Origin of the sequence: Bacillus sp. FSL L8-0199 (assembly GCF_038005705.1) — a bacterium.
In the GTDB taxonomy this organism is placed as follows: domain Bacteria; phylum Bacillota; class Bacilli; order Bacillales; family Bacillaceae_G; genus Bacillus_A; species Bacillus_A cereus.
Genome location: NZ_JBBOTS010000001.1, coordinates 2,509,419 through 2,525,205, shown reverse-complemented (window position 1 = coordinate 2,525,205; position 15,787 = coordinate 2,509,419). Strand labels below are relative to the sequence as shown.

Sequence of the window (15,787 nt, the reverse complement as noted above, 5' to 3'; positions counted from 1 at the left end):
TAATCCCCCTTACTTACGTTATAGCTCCTTAATCTGCTTCGTAAGTTCAATAAACCGTTCATCCAGTGCTTTATATTCTTTGTCTTTAGAAGTTAAAAAGCTTAATTTCCCTAATACTTCTTGTCTCTCTGTTTCTAACGTTAAACGTAGCTCTTCAATATCATCTCTTGTTTTAGTAGGTTCTTCTAGCTGCTTTTGTATCGTATTGTTTGAAAACACGAGTTTTGTGTTAGTTGTTTTCTCCAGAAAATATCGATCGTGAGATACAATTACTAATGTTCCGTTATACTCAGCTAATGTATTTTCAAGTTGTTCACGTGAAGGTAGATCCAAGTGATTCGTCGGTTCGTCTAAAATGAGTACATCTTTTTCATCTAAAATATAAGCCATTAGCTTACACTTTACTCTTTCTCCCATACTCATATGCTCAATCGGCTCTTTCCATTGAGACGCTTGGAATCCTAAATGTTTCATTAAATTTTGGACTTTTCCTCGTTCTTCAAACGTCTCTTTAAAAAATAAATTTTCTGGTGTTTTATCAAGCGGTAAATCAAAAACTTCTTGTGTTAAATAGCCGATGTTTGCTGAAGGTGAAATCCATATTTCTCCTTCAGCAGTTTCCATTCCCATAATCATCTTCAGTAATGTTGTTTTCCCACTACCGTTTGGTCCAACAATCGCAACTTTCTCACCGTGCTGAATTGTAAAATTAACGTTTTCAAATAATACTTTCCCATGAAAGTCTTTTTTTAATTGCTTTACTTCTAAAAAGCGTTTTCCTACTTTTTTGTTCGCTTGAATAGAAAACTCAACTGAATACTCTTCTTTCACACGTTCTACTTTCGTTTTCTCCAGCTCTTTTTCAAGTCGTTTTCGTTTTGACTTCACTTGTGCATCCATTCGCTTCGCTTTTACACGATAGAATTCTTTCACACCTTCTTGTTTTGTAGACTGCGCGTGTGCCTTTTGTGACCATGAACTCAATTCTTTTATATGTGTTTCTACTTGTTCTATCTTTTTTTGCTGCTTTTCATATTCACGCTGCTGCGACTTTCTTTTTTGCTCACGTGCTTTCATGTAGCTCGTATAATTACCACTATGCTCAATTAATTTTTTGTCCTCAATTGACCATATTTTTGTTGCGACAACATCTAAAAAATATCGATCATGTGATACAACGATAACTGTACCTTTCATGTTTTTTATTTGTTTAATGAGAAATCCCGTACTGATCTCATCTAAATGATTTGTCGGTTCGTCTAATATTAAGACATTAGGATTTTCAGCAAATCCTTTTGCTAATCGAATTTTCAGCTTTTCACCACCACTTAAAGTATGAAAATCGTTCGTTGGCACGCCCCATTTCGCAAGAAGTTCTGCTTCTTTTGCAATTACATCATTACTAATAAAAGATTCTATTTCTTGCTCAACATATGCGGTTGTCATATTCATTTGCTGCCATTCAACAATCCCTTTTGAAGGCTCAATCTTTCCATTTATTAATTGAAGTAACGTTGATTTACCAGCACCGTTTTTACCAATTAATCCGATAACATCCCCTTGTTTTACTGTCACATTCATTTTCTCTAACAACATATTTTCTTTTATTTCAACATAAACATCATTTAATTTTAATAGTTCTTTCATAATACCGATCCCTTTCATTAAGGGAGAATAAAAAAATCCTCCCAAATAAATTTGGCAGGATTAGTCGTTAAAATATTTACACCCAAATAAGCTATTACGTAACATAAATAGCAATACCGTTCTATGGAAATTGGGCAGACTAATCCTATTTTTTAGAAATTGAAATTTATTGAATTTCAACATTTAAAAATAAGATTAGTTAATCATCGTCCACCCATCATTCCTTTCTGTCATTAATAACCATATTGTACCATGATAATACTGTATGCGTAAATATTATTATTTGTACTTCAAAAGCAATTATTTTTCTTCAAGTTTATTTTTACAATTTCATGTGCTCATATCTTTAATTTTTACTAATTTGTATCATTTATTCATATGAAAACTTTTTAAAAAATACAAAACAAGGCTAAAAAACTTATCTCCAACGTTCTTTAGCCTTGATCACTTTTTACACATTAAAAAATATTACTCGTACTACCGTACCTTTATCAACTTCTGAATGGATTTCTACACTATGTCCTAATTGCTTCGTAATTTCATATACGAGATATAGCCCCATTCCTGTTGATTCTTTAAAATCTCTACCGTTTTCTCCTGTAAAGAAAGGTTTGAAGACTCTTGGTAAATCTTGCTTCGGTATACCTACGCCATTATCAGCAATTTCAAGTATAACGGTATTACCTTCCTTACAAGCTTTCACTTTAATCTTTTCTCTACTACCTGATGAATATTTAATCGCATTCGATAGTATTTGCCCAATTAAAAATTGTAACCATTTCGCATCACTTTCTACAGTAATGTCCTTATCAATTTCAAGCTCTGGATATACAAAATTCCGGATAAAGAACCGTTTATGCTCATGTACCGAATCATTCACTATTTTATGTAGTTGTACTCTTTCTACATAAAAATCTTGTGTAAATGCTTCTAAACGTGCGACATACAGAGCCATTTCTAATCCCTTTTTTAATCGATCAGTTTCCTCATTTATACTTTCAAAACGTGAATCTACTTCATCCTGTGTAATTAATTCTATTACAGATAAAGGTGTTTTCATTTGATGAATCCACTGATTCATAAAGGTTAAATGGTCATTATTTTTTCTCTCTTGCATTTGCAGCTGATTTTGATAATGTCGATATTGCACCTCAAGTAGTTCTTGAAGAGCAGCCGATACAGCTGCAAAATCAGATTTTTGAACAGATTCATCCAAAGATTGCATCGGGTTTGCTAAGCGCTCATAAAAAGAACGATGTGTAAAATAACGAAACACTAAATAACTTCCTATAAAGAAAACACCTAGAAACATTGCATATAACGCCGTTGTAATATGATTATGCCCATCAAACCAATATACGAGAAATATAGCTAGTAGTTGAATTATAGTAAAGCAAATAAGTGGTATATGATCACGTATAAACAACCTTATCATTTTTCTATACCAGTATCCCAAGTAATATGCAATCTATATCCAACACTACGAATCGTTTCAATCGCACCTTCTATATGTAACGTTTGTAACTTTTTACGCACACGTGTTGTATTTACACTTAATGTATTATCATCAACATAAGATTCACTATCCCATAATTTATTAAGTAACACTTCTCTACTCACAACACGCGGATAATTTTTCATTAATGTCTCTAATAAAATAGCTTCGTTTCTCGTTATATCAATCTCTTCGTTTCTAAGTTTCAATACAAGTCTTTCAGGATATAAACAAAGGCCTTGTTGCTCAATCATTCGCTCTTCTAGTTTCGGTGCATAATCTCCATATGCACGTCTTAAATGACTACGAATTTTCGCCACTACAACTTCATAATGAAAAGGCTTCGGAATAAAATCATCGCCACCATTTTCTAACGCCATAACTTGATCCATCGTGCCTTCACGGGCCGAAATGAATAGTATCGGACATGTAGAAACACCGCGAATTTGACGACACCAAAAGTACCCATCAAAACTCGGTAAATTAATATCTAATAAAACTAACTCTGGTTGTTCATCTAAAAAAATGTCTAATACATTTTGAAAGTCCGATACAATAACTCCTTGATAACCATATTTCGCGACATGTGTTGATAATAGTTCTGCAATTTTCATATCGTCTTCTACAATCATAATTTTGACCATTATTGAACTCCTTTTTAATCCACATTCTCAAATATACTTATATAAAATAAATACTACCCCTTTTCACAAAATCCGTAAATTAAAAAAGGATGCTTTTATACAAAAGTATCCTTTTTCGTCCCTTATCTATTTAATATGAAATTTACTAAAAGTAAATCCTAGTTTCTCCACATAATCCATCCCTAATTCCATACGCGCCGTTTTCAACGGATCCACAACTTGGCAAACTTTTAAATTACCTGCTGCCGATAATAAAAGAGTTGCATCAGCTTTAGACATTGCTAATTCTTCATGTAAAAATTTCACCATATTATGTACAGCACGACTTGCTGCATCATCTAACAATTTCTCTGAAGCAATCGTCATCATTTTTTCTTTTTGAATAGCCATTGGTAACGGCCATTTCTTTCCTTTTATAATTTGAACTGTTACCGTTACCTCACCAGCAACCTCTACACCACTAACACCAATTTCACCATCACCCATTGCTGCGTGTAAATCACCTAACGTTAATAGTGCTCCTGGGACATTAACTGGTAGTAGTAATGTTGTTCCTTCTTTAATTTCTTTACAGTCCATATTCCCGCCGTGATCATGCGGTGTGCCACATGAAATGCTCTTTTCTTTCGGTGCAGTACCAATTACCCCAATCATTGGATTAATCGGGATTTGTAGTTCACTTGAAAACAAAACATGTTCGTTATGTATTGGGACAATTTTCACTGTATTTTCATTTAACTCATCCCCCATTACACCAAGGTTTGCACCTGTAGTTAAAACGCCCTGCTCTGCAATTTTAATTTTTTCAATCGTTACAACTAATATATCGCCAGGTTCTGCTCCTTTAATATATACAGGTCCAGTCGCTGGATTAATTCGATTCCAATCTAATTCTTGAAACACAATATCTTCAGAATCGATTTGATTTTCAAAGCAATCATATGTTTCAAATACAAGACTGCTCCCAATTTCCACTTCCATACACGGCTTATTCTCTGGTGACATTGAGTAAATGATATGGTCTTTATGAATTCGATACATAATACCTCTCCCTTTTATATTTATCTACTATTACTAATTAGCTTTTTTTATACAAGCTCCTCTTAAAATTAAATGTTATTTTTATGTAAAAAAGCACGCAGATTGTTTTATAACATACACTCTTTACTATAACAGAAAGGTGGTATCACTATGCCCCTTATTCCATACAACGAAAGTGATGTTGATTTACTAGCTCGTTTAATTCGTGCTGAAGCTGAGGGCGAAGGTCGCCAAGGTGAGGAGTTAGTTGGATGCGTTGTAGTAAACCGTGTATTTTGTGATTGCTTAGATTTTAAACAACTCCGTACCGTACGAGACGCTGTATATCAAAGCCCCGGCGGATTTGAAGCAGTACAATATGGATATTTTTACCAACGCGCTCGTGAATCAGAAAAAGAAATCGCACGAAAAGTTTTACAAGGTGAATGGCGCTGGCCTGCACGATGGGCTCTTTGGTATTTCCGTCCAGTTGGAGCTTGTCCACCTGAATGGTATAATCAGCCATTTGTAGGACAGTTTAAAAGCCATTGTTTTTATGAACCAAGTGGTGATGAATGTCCGAAAATGTATTCACGATAGTAAAAAAGAAAACACCGAAAGTACCTGCTTTTATATATACTTTCGGTGTTTTCTTTTCATTCAAGTAATCTAATAGTAAGATAAAATATTTAACTCCTATAACATTTTATTAATCGAATATTCAACATGTACTGAAGTTTCTTAGACTAATAGAAACCAAATGGTATATAAGAGATTATCACTAAATAACAACTTTTAGTTTTAATGTATATATTTATTTATAAAAAAATGATAAACTAATTTACGCATTGGAAAAATTTTATAATGATAAAAAGGGGATCACTATGAAATTACTACGTTTATTTCTCATTCTAACTCTTGTTGTATTATTAAGCGCATGTGGTAATACAGCAGTAAAAGTCACCAAGGTTCAAAAAAACGGCGAAACAACTTTAAACATTGGCTCCCTGAAAGGGTATTACGATGTACAAACGATCAAAACTGAACAAGGAAATGTACAATTTCCTTTTGATGCAACCGTTGAAGAGGGTACAATTTTATTACAAATCACTAAAGACGATAAGGTCATTTACGAAGAAGAAGTCACTTCTCAAAAAGAAGGTTTACTTTCTTTTGAAGCACCAAAATCTGGATCTTATAATTTAATTGTACGCGTAAAGAACGAAAAAGAAAAAGCAAAAGGTATACAAATACATACAAAACTATAAAAAAAACGGCAAGCGAATTCTAGCTTGCCGTTTTTATTTCTAACTCAATTTTCATAATATATACTTATCGATTAAACGAATTGTTTTGTGTATACTTCATCTTTATTTACATTCTATATTTAGACATTATTCTTAAAAAATCTTCTAAAATAAAAATTAAGTTATGACTTCCGGAATTTTAGTTTAATTACCTAAAAAAATTCTTTATCGCTTCTAATTGAATTTTATGACTACACTCATCACAACAATATGCCCCGTTTGGTTTCTCTTTAAATCGCTTATATTTTTCACTGCCTTCGTAAACACGAAATATATTCTTACAAGAAAAGCAAACAATTTCATAAAACATCATATGCATTTTCCTCTCCTTGTTTATACACTTTTTTAATCACTTGTGAGAAGGTCATTTTTCTACAGTATAAATCTTAATATCCTCTGACTAAAAGGTTTACCTCTATTCTTATCGAATTATATTAATATCTTATAACGCGAGGTGAACATCTTGTTCAGTAATATAGAATTAGTTTTAGATGCTAAAGCAAGTTTAGCTGAAGGACCATGTTGGAATGAAAAAAAGCAACTTTTATATTGGGTTGATATTATGGAGAGAAAATTATGCATCTACAATCCTACCGCTAATACGAACCGAGTAATTGCACTCAATCAACAAATTGGCTGTGTTGTTCCATATTTAGAGGATGTACTACTCTTAGCTATGGAAAAAGGCTTTTATTCTATTAATGTAAATACCGAAAAACTGACACATATTTTTGACCCTGAACCACATTTAATAGAAAATCGTTTCAATGATGGAAAATGTGATCCAGCTGGTCGTTTCTGGGCAGGTTCTACAGATACATACGGTATGAATGCTGCAGGTTCCTTGTATTGTTTACATCATAATTTAAGTGTAGAGAAAAAAGTTTCACATGTAAATACATCAAATGGAATTGCTTGGTCACCTGATCATACATACTTTTACTTTATAGATACACCTACTAAAAAAGTGGTTCGCTATCAATATAATATACGTACTGGAGACATTCATAATCCAAGTGATGTAATCAATTTCTCTGAAAATGATGGTCTACCTGATGGTATGACAATTGACGAAGAAGGTTGTTTATGGATTGCACATTGGGGAGGTTCAAAAATAACTAGATGGAATCCATCTACTGGAGAACAAATATTAAATATTCCAATTCCAGCTTTATATGTAACATCATGTACATTTGGAGGACCTAATTTAACAGATTTATATGTTACAACAGCCAGAACAAGAATGACGGATGACGAATTAAAAGAGTATCCACATGCTGGTGGTATTTTTCGAATTCAAACAAATATAAAAGGTTGTCCTACATATGAATTTTGCAATAAAAATATTGGGGCTGAAACAATATGAACCGTATCGATTACATAAGACAAGAAGAAAAGAAATATCACGACCTTTGCTATGAACAATATAAACTATTTGAAATTGGCTCTTGGCTGTACAAACCGGTTAAAACAGTTATGGACTTGATGGATCACTTTGAAGGACAAAACAACTTGCAAGTACTTGATCTTGGCTCTGGCGTCGGTAGAAATAGCATTCCAATTGCACAAAAATTAAGAAATACTAGCGGCACTGTTACATGTGTTGATTTACTTAATTCCGCTTTAACAAAGCTACAAACTTATAGCAAAGAACATGATGTATTCGAGGTTATAAAAACAGAACAAGCAGAAATTGAAAACTATCATATTGACTCTAACGCTTATGATTATATCGTTGCAGTATCAAGTTTAGAGCATGTTAAATCAAAAGAAGATTTTAAAAAAGTGCTCCATTCTATGAAACAAGGGACAAAAAACGACGGTATTAATTGTTTAATTATTAACTCTAACATACAAGAAATTGTTTTAAAAACGAATGAAGAATTAGAAGCTTTAATTGAAATTAATCTCCCAACTGATGAAATGATACATCTATTAAAAAGTATTTATAAAGGATGGAAAGAAGTAAAAGTTGAAATAAAAGAATTAGCTTATAATATAGTTCGTAATGAAAGACACATTCAATTAAAAACAAATGCTATAACGTTTGTAGTTCAGAAATAATCGTATAATAAAGATATGGTTATTTCTCTCAGATTTATTTTTATTGCACGAAATTTGCAAGTATAAATATTTATGAAACAAAAAAATAAAAGAGCACTTGTTTCCGCAAGTGCTCTTTTGGGGATTTTGAGATACCCTATTAACGAAAGTTAAGGTTACTTAAAGTTAAAAGGTATTTATATTATATGCTTGTCCTTTTTATTTGTGCATAATCAATATATAAACATCTTTAATCATTCTTAATAACTTTTAGTTATCGTTCTTTCTTACATTTTATCATTAAGAAATTGATTGAAGGTTTATTTACTATGTTCTTATTTGGTTCATCAATTTCCGAAACTTGTACTAATCCATATTGATTAAAATCTTTTTTTATAGATTCAGAATCATAGAAGAACATTTTTACACCTTCCATTATCTCATAATAATCTTTATCCAACTGTTTTCTTTTTCCGTACATGGGAGCTTTTTTAGAAACAGTTGTAAAAACCATATATCCTCCTGGTTTTAACTGATTATAACAATCTTCAATAAATTTCTCTCTTTCCTGTCCATTCAACAAATGAAGAAGTGCATGACTAAATATCCCATCATACAGTTTATTATCAAAAGGCATTTCGTTTACTGTACCGTGATACATACTAACATCTTCTAGTCCGTTTTCTCTTGCTAAATCGATCGCTGTTTTCGAAATTTCAATACCTGTTACATTTATACTATTTTCGATAAATACCTTTGCGTTTCTACCATATCCAATACCGGGAACTAATATGTCCTTAATGTTCTTTTCTAGAAAAAAATCTTTTGTCAAAATTGCAGATTCTGTAGGTTCAAATCCCCACATTGTTTGTTTCTCAATAAAACTTGATTCCCAAAATTCCATTTTATTTTTATCTCCTTATTCTTATCTCATGTTTAATATCACATGAAAGACCTATTCATTTTAACGCTGCTTTTTTCACCACAGTCACTATAGCTCCATTGAATATAGCATATTAATAAGCCTATATCTAATTTAAAGATTGGCTGAATATCTATTCTAAATATTAACTTTTACATTTAGAAAAAATAAAAAATGCCAATAATTCAATTGTATATTGGCATTTCACATAAGAAATTATCTTTTTATTTTGTGCTGATCTAATGTTTTTTCTAACATTTCTAAAGTTATCGGTTGAGCTTTCTCTATTAATTGATAACCAATACGTCCATTCGGCTCAGCTGTAACTTGCTGCAAAATCTTTAAATCATGTATTCCTTTTTCTCTTAATTGCATATAAAGTTGTTGTTCAGACATTTTTGCCTTCATCAAGTTCGCTTTAATAATCTCTCCATTTTCAACAATTACAAAGCTACTGCCATTTAGGAATTGTTCCGCCTCCCTTGATTTCAGTTCAAAGAAATGAATGATAAGAAGTACGCTTGCAAATATTACAGCTGCAAATATAGATGGGACTACTTTCCTACTTAATACAGGCTCTACAATAATACGCGCAATTGATACTACTATGATGATTTCAGCTCTTGTCATTTGGCTAACAGATTTACTACCTGTCATTTTTAATGCAAGAATCCCAGTGAGAATTAAAATAATGCTTTCAACAATAATATGCATAATAGCCCAATCCTTTAATGGTAAATGTTATTAGCATTCTAGATGCACTTTAAACTTTTTGGTGAAAATTAAAACTTACATATATAGAAAATGGATCTATTTAGATCCATCTTTTTTCAATAAGAATTTGATGATCTATTTTCTATTGTCAAAAAAACAAAAGCACCCAAATGGATGCGTATAGATTAAACTTATTCATTATTACTTTCTCCACTTTGATCATCAACTGATTTCGAGTCTAACATGCTGCCTATATCAGGCGGTAAAGCTAGCTCTATACCAGCTACTGGTTGATTATCTTCATTAAACCATTGTTTCTTAAATTTACTCAATTCTTCATTTTTCTTATTTCCATCCATATTCCCCCGCCTTTTATGTACGTGATATTAAATACTTTACTTAATATGTACATTGAGAAAGATAATATACGATTTGTACATAATGAAAGAGCAACACCCCTTCTCACTTTACACAACCCGTTGTACCTATAAAAAATTCCCGTACATGTTACTCCGCGCTCTGTTACCATATTAGTGTCGAAACATATGTAGGCTATGTGACAAGTATCTGTTTGTTTTGTTCATTATTCATATGAGACAAATACTTTTAAAGGAGTAATTATTCCTTGACTTAATTCCTTAAAACATTAAATGCGTCCTGTATATAAATGTGAAAAATGAAGAGTTATCTAACGAAGATCTTCTAAGCTTATTTTGTGTACGATATCACTATGAAAAAACCCCAAAGTTACTACGAGAAGACGTCATGAGCGATGTTGTCATTGTTTTAGATACGGACTATATTTATATTCCTAATAGATAACAGTAAATTAATTGAAATGAATAGAAATTACGATTCAGCTAAGTGTTTAATAAAATAAGTAAATGCCCAAATTAATGTCGCAAATTGAGTGACAAAATACATTGTCCATTCAAAACCAGTCAATTTTCTCTCTCGTCTTACCTTTTTTAAATATCTGTAAAATATACATGTACTTAAAAACATTAGTAATAACGATAATTGCTGTAAATCATCGACTATACGTATCCCCATAGACTCCATCACCCTCCCATTCAAAATAAATGCTATACTTTAAAGATATCATCTATTGGTAGTTTATTTCCATTTAAAACAATTATGTCCTAAACAAAAAGAGCACTCAACAATCAGGTGCTCTAAAAAGTATTAACGTAACACTTTTCTTCTACTTGTTATAACTCAGTTCTATCACTTTCGGTATATGATTGCTATCATATTTCTTCGTATAGATTTCTCCATTTGGAGTAACTAATTGTAATACAATCTCACCACAAACACCATTTGGTATTTCAAATTTACCTTCTGCATTTGAAATACTGTGTTCCTTATTTTCAATAGAATCTTCATAAATTTTCACATTAGATATAGGTTCGTTATTTTGATCTACGATAATGCCTCTTGAATACTTACCAATCGTGATACATTGATCATCTTTTTTATAATAATTAATTAGAACGATAGCTCCAATTATTATAGCGATACACACAAACAAGAGAATTATTTTGCGTCTTACAACAAACCTCCTTTTTCATTTTTTTCTTTTTTAAATTGGAAGGTTATATGTTCCAATTGTTTGATTTCCTCCATTATTTTACGAATTCCTTCTTCCATCCTATCTTCCTTCACATTCGATACGTTTAACTTTAATAGTCTTTCTTTCGGAAAACCTCTCACATAATTTTTATCAATTGTATCAATACTTATTTGTTTTTCACTTAGTCTTTGGAAAAACATTTCTGAAATACTCGTTTTATGTAATTTTAAACAAGTATGAATTCCGATTGTATTATGCTTTTTATATGTGAATAAAAGTGGGTTTTCACTATGAGTTCTTTCTAGTGTTTCTGCTAATTTTTTAGATCTATCGTGATAGGAAGATTTAATTTTATTTTTATGACGTTCAAACATGCCACTCTTTATATAAATTTCTAAAGCAGCTTGAGATATCATTGGGCTATCAATATCTAAAATCTTTTTATATGTATAAAAAGCATTCGCAATAATCGGTGGAATAACTGCTACACCAACTCGTAAACCTGGAAAAATGATCTTCGAATAACTTTTCAAATATATGACATGATTATCATGATTCAAGCTATATAACGGATCAGCTTTCGAATCCGTTTCTAAATCTGCTAAATAATCATCTTCCACTATAAATACATTATATTTCTTAGCCAATAATACGATTTTTTCTTTCTCATCTTTAGAATAAGAAGTTCCAAGTGGATGATGAAATCTTGGTATTGTATAAAAGAATTTTATTTTACCTGTTCGAAAAATACGTTCCAATTCATTTAAGTCAATCCCTTCATTCGTACGTTTAATACCGATTACAGGGATTTTATTTATTTCTAGATATTCAATATATAGATGATATGTTGGTTGTTCAATTAATATCGTTTCATTTTCATTTGGAAATGGTATTGAGGTTAATATTGCTAGCGCCTGCTGTACACCTGACGTTATAAAAATATTTTCTTCTTTAGTGAAGACTTGATAGTTTCCTAATTGTTTTTGAATGACCGGAATTAAAGACGGTAAACCTTTTGGCGTCCCATATACGAACAAGTCATTTTTATATGTATCAATGGCTTTATTAATACAATGTTGAAAATCTAAATATGGAAAAACATCTGGATCTGGTGCTGAGGAAGCAAAATCAATTATCCCATCATTTTCTACAAAACTCCCTGACTTTCGAACAACGTAGTATCCACTTTGAGGGACGGAATAAATAATATGACGCTTTTCTAATTCATGTAGTGCCCGTATAACTGTCGCCTTATTGCATTCATATTGCGTAACAAGCGATCGTATAGACGGTAATTTCTTTCCTTCTTTTATTTCTCCATGTTGAATCATGTTTTCTATATCATTAAAAATATGTAAATACTTATACATTATTTCACCCCTTATGCAAGGACTTAAAAATATTCCTCATTCTTAAGCAAACAGAAATACATCCCTTCTACCACTTTAAATTTTAACATTATTTCACATTTTCTTCTCTTAACAAGGAAATTACAATTAATAAGTAGAATATCTCCATGAATGAATAAAAAGTGAGGGATATGTCATGCAGCGCTTAAATACAATTGATATTAGTAACGTTCTAGAATTAGAAAAAACTCTTTCTACTTTATTAAATAAAGAGATTTCTTCAAAGCTAGAGCTTGAAAACTGGTTAAAAAAACAATCTACAGTCATTTGGGAAATCGAAGAACAATTAAGATCACACTATATCGCCTTTCAATGTAATACAAATAATAAAAAAATAAAAGATACTTTTGAATATGATCAACAATATGTACGACCTCTTTTGAAACGTTATCAAAATTCATTTGATAATAAATATTTAGAGTCACCTTTTCGGATGGAACTTGATCCAAAAACGTATAGCTTACTAGACAAAAAAATTAAGAATGCGCAAACATTATTTTGTGAAAAGAACATTGATTTAGAGATAACTGAAGACAAACTAGTAACAGAGTACTTCGAAATTACAGGTGGTTTAACTGCACTATGGGACGGTGAAGAGAAAACAATTACTGAACTACAGTCTTACTTACAAGATCCGGATCGTCATATACGAAAAAAAGCAAAAACGCTCATTTCCGAAAAGTTTTTATCTGTTGAAAATAAATTACAACAGATATTAAATGAATTAATTGCAATCCGTCACCAAAAGGCGCAAAACATTCAATTAGATAATTATCGTGATTACATGTTTAAGAAATATGAACGATTTGATTATACACCTGATGATTGCTATGAGCTCGCTGAATCTATTCGTGAATACGTAGTACCACTTATCGATAAAATGTTTAATGAGAAAAAATCTGAACTTCAAGTAGATAGTCTTCGTCCATGGGATTTAAAAGCAACCGCACCAAATCAAAAAGTATTAAAACCTATCGAAGATGCGAGTGATTTAGTCGAAAAAAGTTCTCGCATTTTACACAAACTAGACCCGGAATTTTCTGCATTATTAAGCCGTATGCATAAAAATAATTGCTTAGATTTAGAAAGTCGTAAAGGAAAAGGACCTGGAGGATTTTGTGAATACTTACCTGCTTCGCAACTATCTTTTATTTTCATGAATCTCAATCATACACATTATGACGTTACTACTTTCCTTCATGAAATGGGTCATAGTATTCATAATGAGTGTATGAATCAGCTAGAGCTACAAAAATATTTAGAAATCCCTTCTGAATCAGCTGAGCTCGCTAGCATGACAATGGAATTATTTTCGATGGAGTATTGGGATACATTTTATGAGAATACAGAAGAATTTATAAAAGCAAAATTAGATTTCTTTAAAGATATTGTTAAGTACTTACCACAAATGCTTATCGTTGATCAATTTCAACATTGGATGTATGAAAATCCTAATCATACCGCTAAAGAAAGAAATGAAAAGTATTTAGAATTACATAAAACATACCAATCGAACGTCGTAAATATTGAAGGGTATGAAAATTGGATTGCAACTGGCTGGTTACCTGTACTACACATATTTGAATTACCATTCTATTACATCGAATATGCTATCGCACAACTTGGGGCGTTGCAAATGTATAAACAATATAAACAAAATCCTAATCAAGCAATAGAAAATTATAAAAAAGCTTTATCATTAGGTAGCTCTAAATCTTTACCGGCAATATATGAAGCGGCTGGCATTAGTTTTGATTTTTCTGGAGAAACGATTAAAGAACTAATGTTATTTGTAGAGGACGAATTAGAGTCACTTGAACAATTGTAAGAAGGAAGCTGTTCCTATATTTTAGGTTCAGCTTCCTTCTTTATTTTATTTATCAATTTTATGTACTGAGAATCACCATATCCGATTGTTGGAAAAAGATAAAACAACTTTGTTAATAATTCTTGATTTGATAAACCTTTATTTTTAGAGATGAATTTCATTACGATATTATCTTCTTTTAGCATTTCTAAATATAAATCTATAGCTTGATACATTACAGGTGGTACTTTATGATAAGTCTTTTTATGGTTTACTAATACTTCATTGTATATAGTAGAATAATCCCCCAATTCAAGTTCAATTTGATTTACTTTAAATTCATCCTCCCTGAAACTATTTAAGTATACTTTCCCTTCATAGCAAGACTGTTCTAGATATGAAAAAATAGTAAGTAGATTCATTTGGCAAAACATATCTTCACCAAACCATAAAACAATGCATTTATACTTTTTCGTAAAAAGATTTTTTAATGGATTTATGACCTTTTTTGTATAACTTTCTACTGAACTGTTATGTCCTTCCGCTCTTGTTTTAATAAAGTCCTCATCAAAAACTTGTGTAGTAGCAGGGTTCACACACATCGCCTCATTAAATGGTGCATAATCAGAATCACCCATTAGCTTTTTATTTTTAAATTCTTCATACATAACTTGACCATTTAATATGTTAAGTACCTCTTTATCAAATAGCTCACTCTTCCTATTTCGCAACTGTTCAACCTCTATTTTTCTAGAAATATTCATATTAAACGCCCCTTCTTTATTTAAATTTAGTTTAAGAAATGATTGAATAGACATTTTGTTAAGTTGATATTCTCTTGGATTCATTCCAAAAACATTTTTACCTATTCGATTTAGCAGTGCCTATTTATAGTGCGATAGAATATTCATTTGCTGGAAATGGGAATATCGTTGACTATGAACATTCTATTACAGAAGCACTATTTGAAGGCTACCAAGAGGAAAATGAACTACCAAAAGAGATGATAGACAAGTTTCCATTATTTATTAAATTAAAGGAGATTTTTGAATATAGCTTAATGCATATGTATTGGGATAAAGAAGAATTAACGGAGGAACAAGTACGGATTATGAACCTTTATAGGATGAAGATCGAAAATAAGTATACCTATATCAATATTTAAGAGTGCTGTTGTTTAACTACAAGGAAACTTTGGTTAAACAA

18 protein-coding genes are annotated in these 15,787 nt (G+C 31.4%); 6 read left to right on the top strand and 12 right to left on the bottom strand.

Going from position 1 to position 15,787, the window contains the following annotated elements; all coding sequences use genetic code 11:
* Positions 1–18: 18 nt before the first annotated feature.
* The 4 genes from abc-f to NST86_RS13090 form a co-directional block, all read right to left on the bottom strand.
* Entirely contained in the window at positions 19–1,647 is a 1,629-nt protein-coding gene (gene abc-f, locus NST86_RS13105) for a ribosomal protection-like ABC-F family protein (RefSeq protein WP_016117980.1), read from the bottom strand.
* A 451-nt stretch (positions 1,648–2,098) separates the two neighbouring features.
* Positions 2,099–3,082, bottom strand: coding sequence for a sensor histidine kinase (locus tag NST86_RS13100; protein ID WP_061664621.1), 984 nt, complete (start codon positions 3,080–3,082; stop codon positions 2,099–2,101).
* A complete protein-coding gene (locus NST86_RS13095; protein WP_000238990.1) occupies positions 3,079–3,786 on the bottom strand; it encodes a response regulator transcription factor in 708 nt (235 codons plus the stop codon). Before NST86_RS13095 ends, NST86_RS13100 begins: the two co-directional genes overlap by 4 nt.
* Before the next feature lie 126 nt (positions 3,787–3,912).
* Positions 3,913–4,827 carry an acetamidase/formamidase family protein gene (locus tag NST86_RS13090; RefSeq protein WP_016117979.1) on the bottom strand — a complete coding sequence of 305 codons (915 nt, stop codon included), beginning with the start codon at positions 4,825–4,827 and terminating at the stop codon, positions 3,913–3,915.
* Positions 4,828–4,977: 150 nt separating this feature from the next.
* Here NST86_RS13090 and NST86_RS13085 point away from each other — a divergent pair, with 150 nt between their 5' ends.
* Together NST86_RS13085 and NST86_RS13080 are read left to right on the top strand one after the other, a co-directional pair.
* Positions 4,978–5,406, top strand: coding sequence for a cell wall hydrolase (locus NST86_RS13085; protein ID WP_001128398.1), 429 nt, complete (start codon positions 4,978–4,980; stop codon positions 5,404–5,406).
* Positions 5,407–5,690: 284 nt separating this feature from the next.
* Positions 5,691–6,074 (top strand): BA_1872 family lipoprotein, encoded by a 384-nt coding sequence (locus tag NST86_RS13080; RefSeq protein WP_000771814.1) that lies wholly within the window; start codon positions 5,691–5,693, stop codon positions 6,072–6,074.
* A 187-nt stretch (positions 6,075–6,261) separates the two neighbouring features.
* Here NST86_RS13080 and NST86_RS13075 read toward each other — a convergent pair whose 3' ends face one another.
* Positions 6,262–6,432 carry a DUF2197 domain-containing protein gene (locus tag NST86_RS13075; RefSeq protein ID WP_000551047.1) on the bottom strand — a complete coding sequence of 57 codons (171 nt, stop codon included), beginning with the start codon at positions 6,430–6,432 and terminating at the stop codon, positions 6,262–6,264.
* A gap of 144 nt (positions 6,433–6,576) precedes the next feature.
* On the opposite strand from NST86_RS13075, the gene NST86_RS13070 reads away from it, so the two are divergent.
* A complete protein-coding gene (locus NST86_RS13070) occupies positions 6,577–7,479 on the top strand; it encodes an SMP-30/gluconolactonase/LRE family protein (protein WP_000492422.1) in 903 nt (300 codons plus the stop codon).
* Positions 7,476–8,177, top strand: coding sequence for a class I SAM-dependent methyltransferase (locus tag NST86_RS13065; protein WP_001079461.1), 702 nt, complete (start codon positions 7,476–7,478; stop codon positions 8,175–8,177). The genes NST86_RS13070 and NST86_RS13065 overlap by 4 nt, the downstream gene beginning before the upstream one ends.
* 253 nt (positions 8,178–8,430) lie before the next feature.
* Here NST86_RS13065 and NST86_RS13060 read toward each other — a convergent pair whose 3' ends face one another.
* The 6 genes from NST86_RS13060 to NST86_RS13035 all read right to left on the bottom strand — a co-directional run bounded on the left by NST86_RS13060 (position 8,431) and on the right by NST86_RS13035 (position 12,735).
* Positions 8,431–9,060: a class I SAM-dependent methyltransferase gene (locus tag NST86_RS13060; RefSeq protein WP_016117978.1), complete on the bottom strand. Its 630-nt coding sequence runs from the start codon at positions 9,058–9,060 to the stop codon at positions 8,431–8,433.
* Positions 9,061–9,294: 234 nt separating this feature from the next.
* The gene (locus NST86_RS13055) at positions 9,295–9,792 is read right to left on the bottom strand and encodes a DUF421 domain-containing protein (RefSeq protein WP_000547582.1); all 498 of its coding nucleotides are present in this window, start codon (positions 9,790–9,792) and stop codon (positions 9,295–9,297) included.
* 191 nt (positions 9,793–9,983) lie between these two features.
* Positions 9,984–10,151, bottom strand: a complete 168-nt coding sequence (locus NST86_RS13050) for a hypothetical protein (protein WP_000348947.1) — start codon at positions 10,149–10,151, stop codon at positions 9,984–9,986.
* Between the two features lie 490 nt (positions 10,152–10,641).
* On the bottom strand, positions 10,642–10,845 hold the full coding sequence (locus NST86_RS13045; RefSeq protein WP_016117977.1) for a hypothetical protein: 204 nt from the start codon (positions 10,843–10,845) through the stop codon (positions 10,642–10,644).
* Between the two features lie 151 nt (positions 10,846–10,996).
* A complete protein-coding gene (locus NST86_RS13040; protein ID WP_061664625.1) occupies positions 10,997–11,317 on the bottom strand; it encodes a carboxypeptidase regulatory-like domain-containing protein in 321 nt (106 codons plus the stop codon).
* A 23-nt stretch (positions 11,318–11,340) separates the two neighbouring features.
* Complete coding sequence (locus tag NST86_RS13035; protein ID WP_061664627.1) at positions 11,341–12,735, bottom strand: aminotransferase-like domain-containing protein; 1,395 nt, start codon at positions 12,733–12,735, stop codon at positions 11,341–11,343.
* A gap of 175 nt (positions 12,736–12,910) precedes the next feature.
* On the opposite strand from NST86_RS13035, the gene NST86_RS13030 reads away from it, so the two are divergent.
* Entirely contained in the window at positions 12,911–14,602 is a 1,692-nt protein-coding gene (locus NST86_RS13030) for a M3 family oligoendopeptidase (protein WP_227593168.1), read from the top strand.
* Positions 14,603–14,616: 14 nt separating this feature from the next.
* Here the strand turns inward: NST86_RS13030 and NST86_RS13025 are convergent, their stop codons facing one another.
* On the bottom strand, positions 14,617–15,429 hold the full coding sequence (locus NST86_RS13025; RefSeq protein WP_137026215.1) for an AraC family transcriptional regulator: 813 nt from the start codon (positions 15,427–15,429) through the stop codon (positions 14,617–14,619).
* Between NST86_RS13025 and NST86_RS13020 the strand changes: the two genes are divergently transcribed.
* The gene (locus NST86_RS13020; RefSeq protein ID WP_193533187.1) at positions 15,420–15,746 is read left to right on the top strand and encodes an aminoglycoside phosphotransferase; all 327 of its coding nucleotides are present in this window, start codon (positions 15,420–15,422) and stop codon (positions 15,744–15,746) included. The genes NST86_RS13025 and NST86_RS13020 overlap by 10 nt on opposite strands.
* Positions 15,747–15,787 lie beyond the last annotated feature (41 nt).

What these genes read in the sequence shown, in the direction of transcription:
- NST86_RS13075 (WP_000551047.1), bottom strand. Translation starts at nt 6,432, where the DNA reads ATGCATATGATGTTTTATGAAATTGTTTGCTTTTCTTGTAAGAATATA.
- NST86_RS13050 (WP_000348947.1), bottom strand. Translation starts at nt 10,151, where the DNA reads ATGGATGGAAATAAGAAAAATGAAGAATTGAGTAAATTTAAGAAACAA.
- NST86_RS13080 (WP_000771814.1), top strand. Translation starts at nt 5,691, where the DNA reads ATGAAATTACTACGTTTATTTCTCATTCTAACTCTTGTTGTATTATTA.
- NST86_RS13055 (WP_000547582.1), bottom strand. Translation starts at nt 9,792, where the DNA reads ATGCATATTATTGTTGAAAGCATTATTTTAATTCTCACTGGGATTCTT.
- abc-f (WP_016117980.1), bottom strand. Translation starts at nt 1,647, where the DNA reads ATGAAAGAACTATTAAAATTAAATGATGTTTATGTTGAAATAAAAGAA.
- NST86_RS13060 (WP_016117978.1), bottom strand. Translation starts at nt 9,060, where the DNA reads ATGGAATTTTGGGAATCAAGTTTTATTGAGAAACAAACAATGTGGGGA.
- NST86_RS13095 (WP_000238990.1), bottom strand. Translation starts at nt 3,786, where the DNA reads ATGGTCAAAATTATGATTGTAGAAGACGATATGAAAATTGCAGAACTA.
- NST86_RS13025 (WP_137026215.1), bottom strand. Translation starts at nt 15,429, where the DNA reads ATGAATCCAAGAGAATATCAACTTAACAAAATGTCTATTCAATCATTT.
- NST86_RS13045 (WP_016117977.1), bottom strand. Translation starts at nt 10,845, where the DNA reads ATGGGGATACGTATAGTCGATGATTTACAGCAATTATCGTTATTACTA.
- NST86_RS13100 (WP_061664621.1), bottom strand. Translation starts at nt 3,082, where the DNA reads ATGATAAGGTTGTTTATACGTGATCATATACCACTTATTTGCTTTACT.
- NST86_RS13085 (WP_001128398.1), top strand. Translation starts at nt 4,978, where the DNA reads ATGCCCCTTATTCCATACAACGAAAGTGATGTTGATTTACTAGCTCGT.
- NST86_RS13030 (WP_227593168.1), top strand. Translation starts at nt 12,911, where the DNA reads ATGCAGCGCTTAAATACAATTGATATTAGTAACGTTCTAGAATTAGAA.
- NST86_RS13035 (WP_061664627.1), bottom strand. Translation starts at nt 12,735, where the DNA reads ATGTATAAGTATTTACATATTTTTAATGATATAGAAAACATGATTCAA.
- NST86_RS13090 (WP_016117979.1), bottom strand. Translation starts at nt 4,827, where the DNA reads ATGTATCGAATTCATAAAGACCATATCATTTACTCAATGTCACCAGAG.
- NST86_RS13065 (WP_001079461.1), top strand. Translation starts at nt 7,476, where the DNA reads ATGAACCGTATCGATTACATAAGACAAGAAGAAAAGAAATATCACGAC.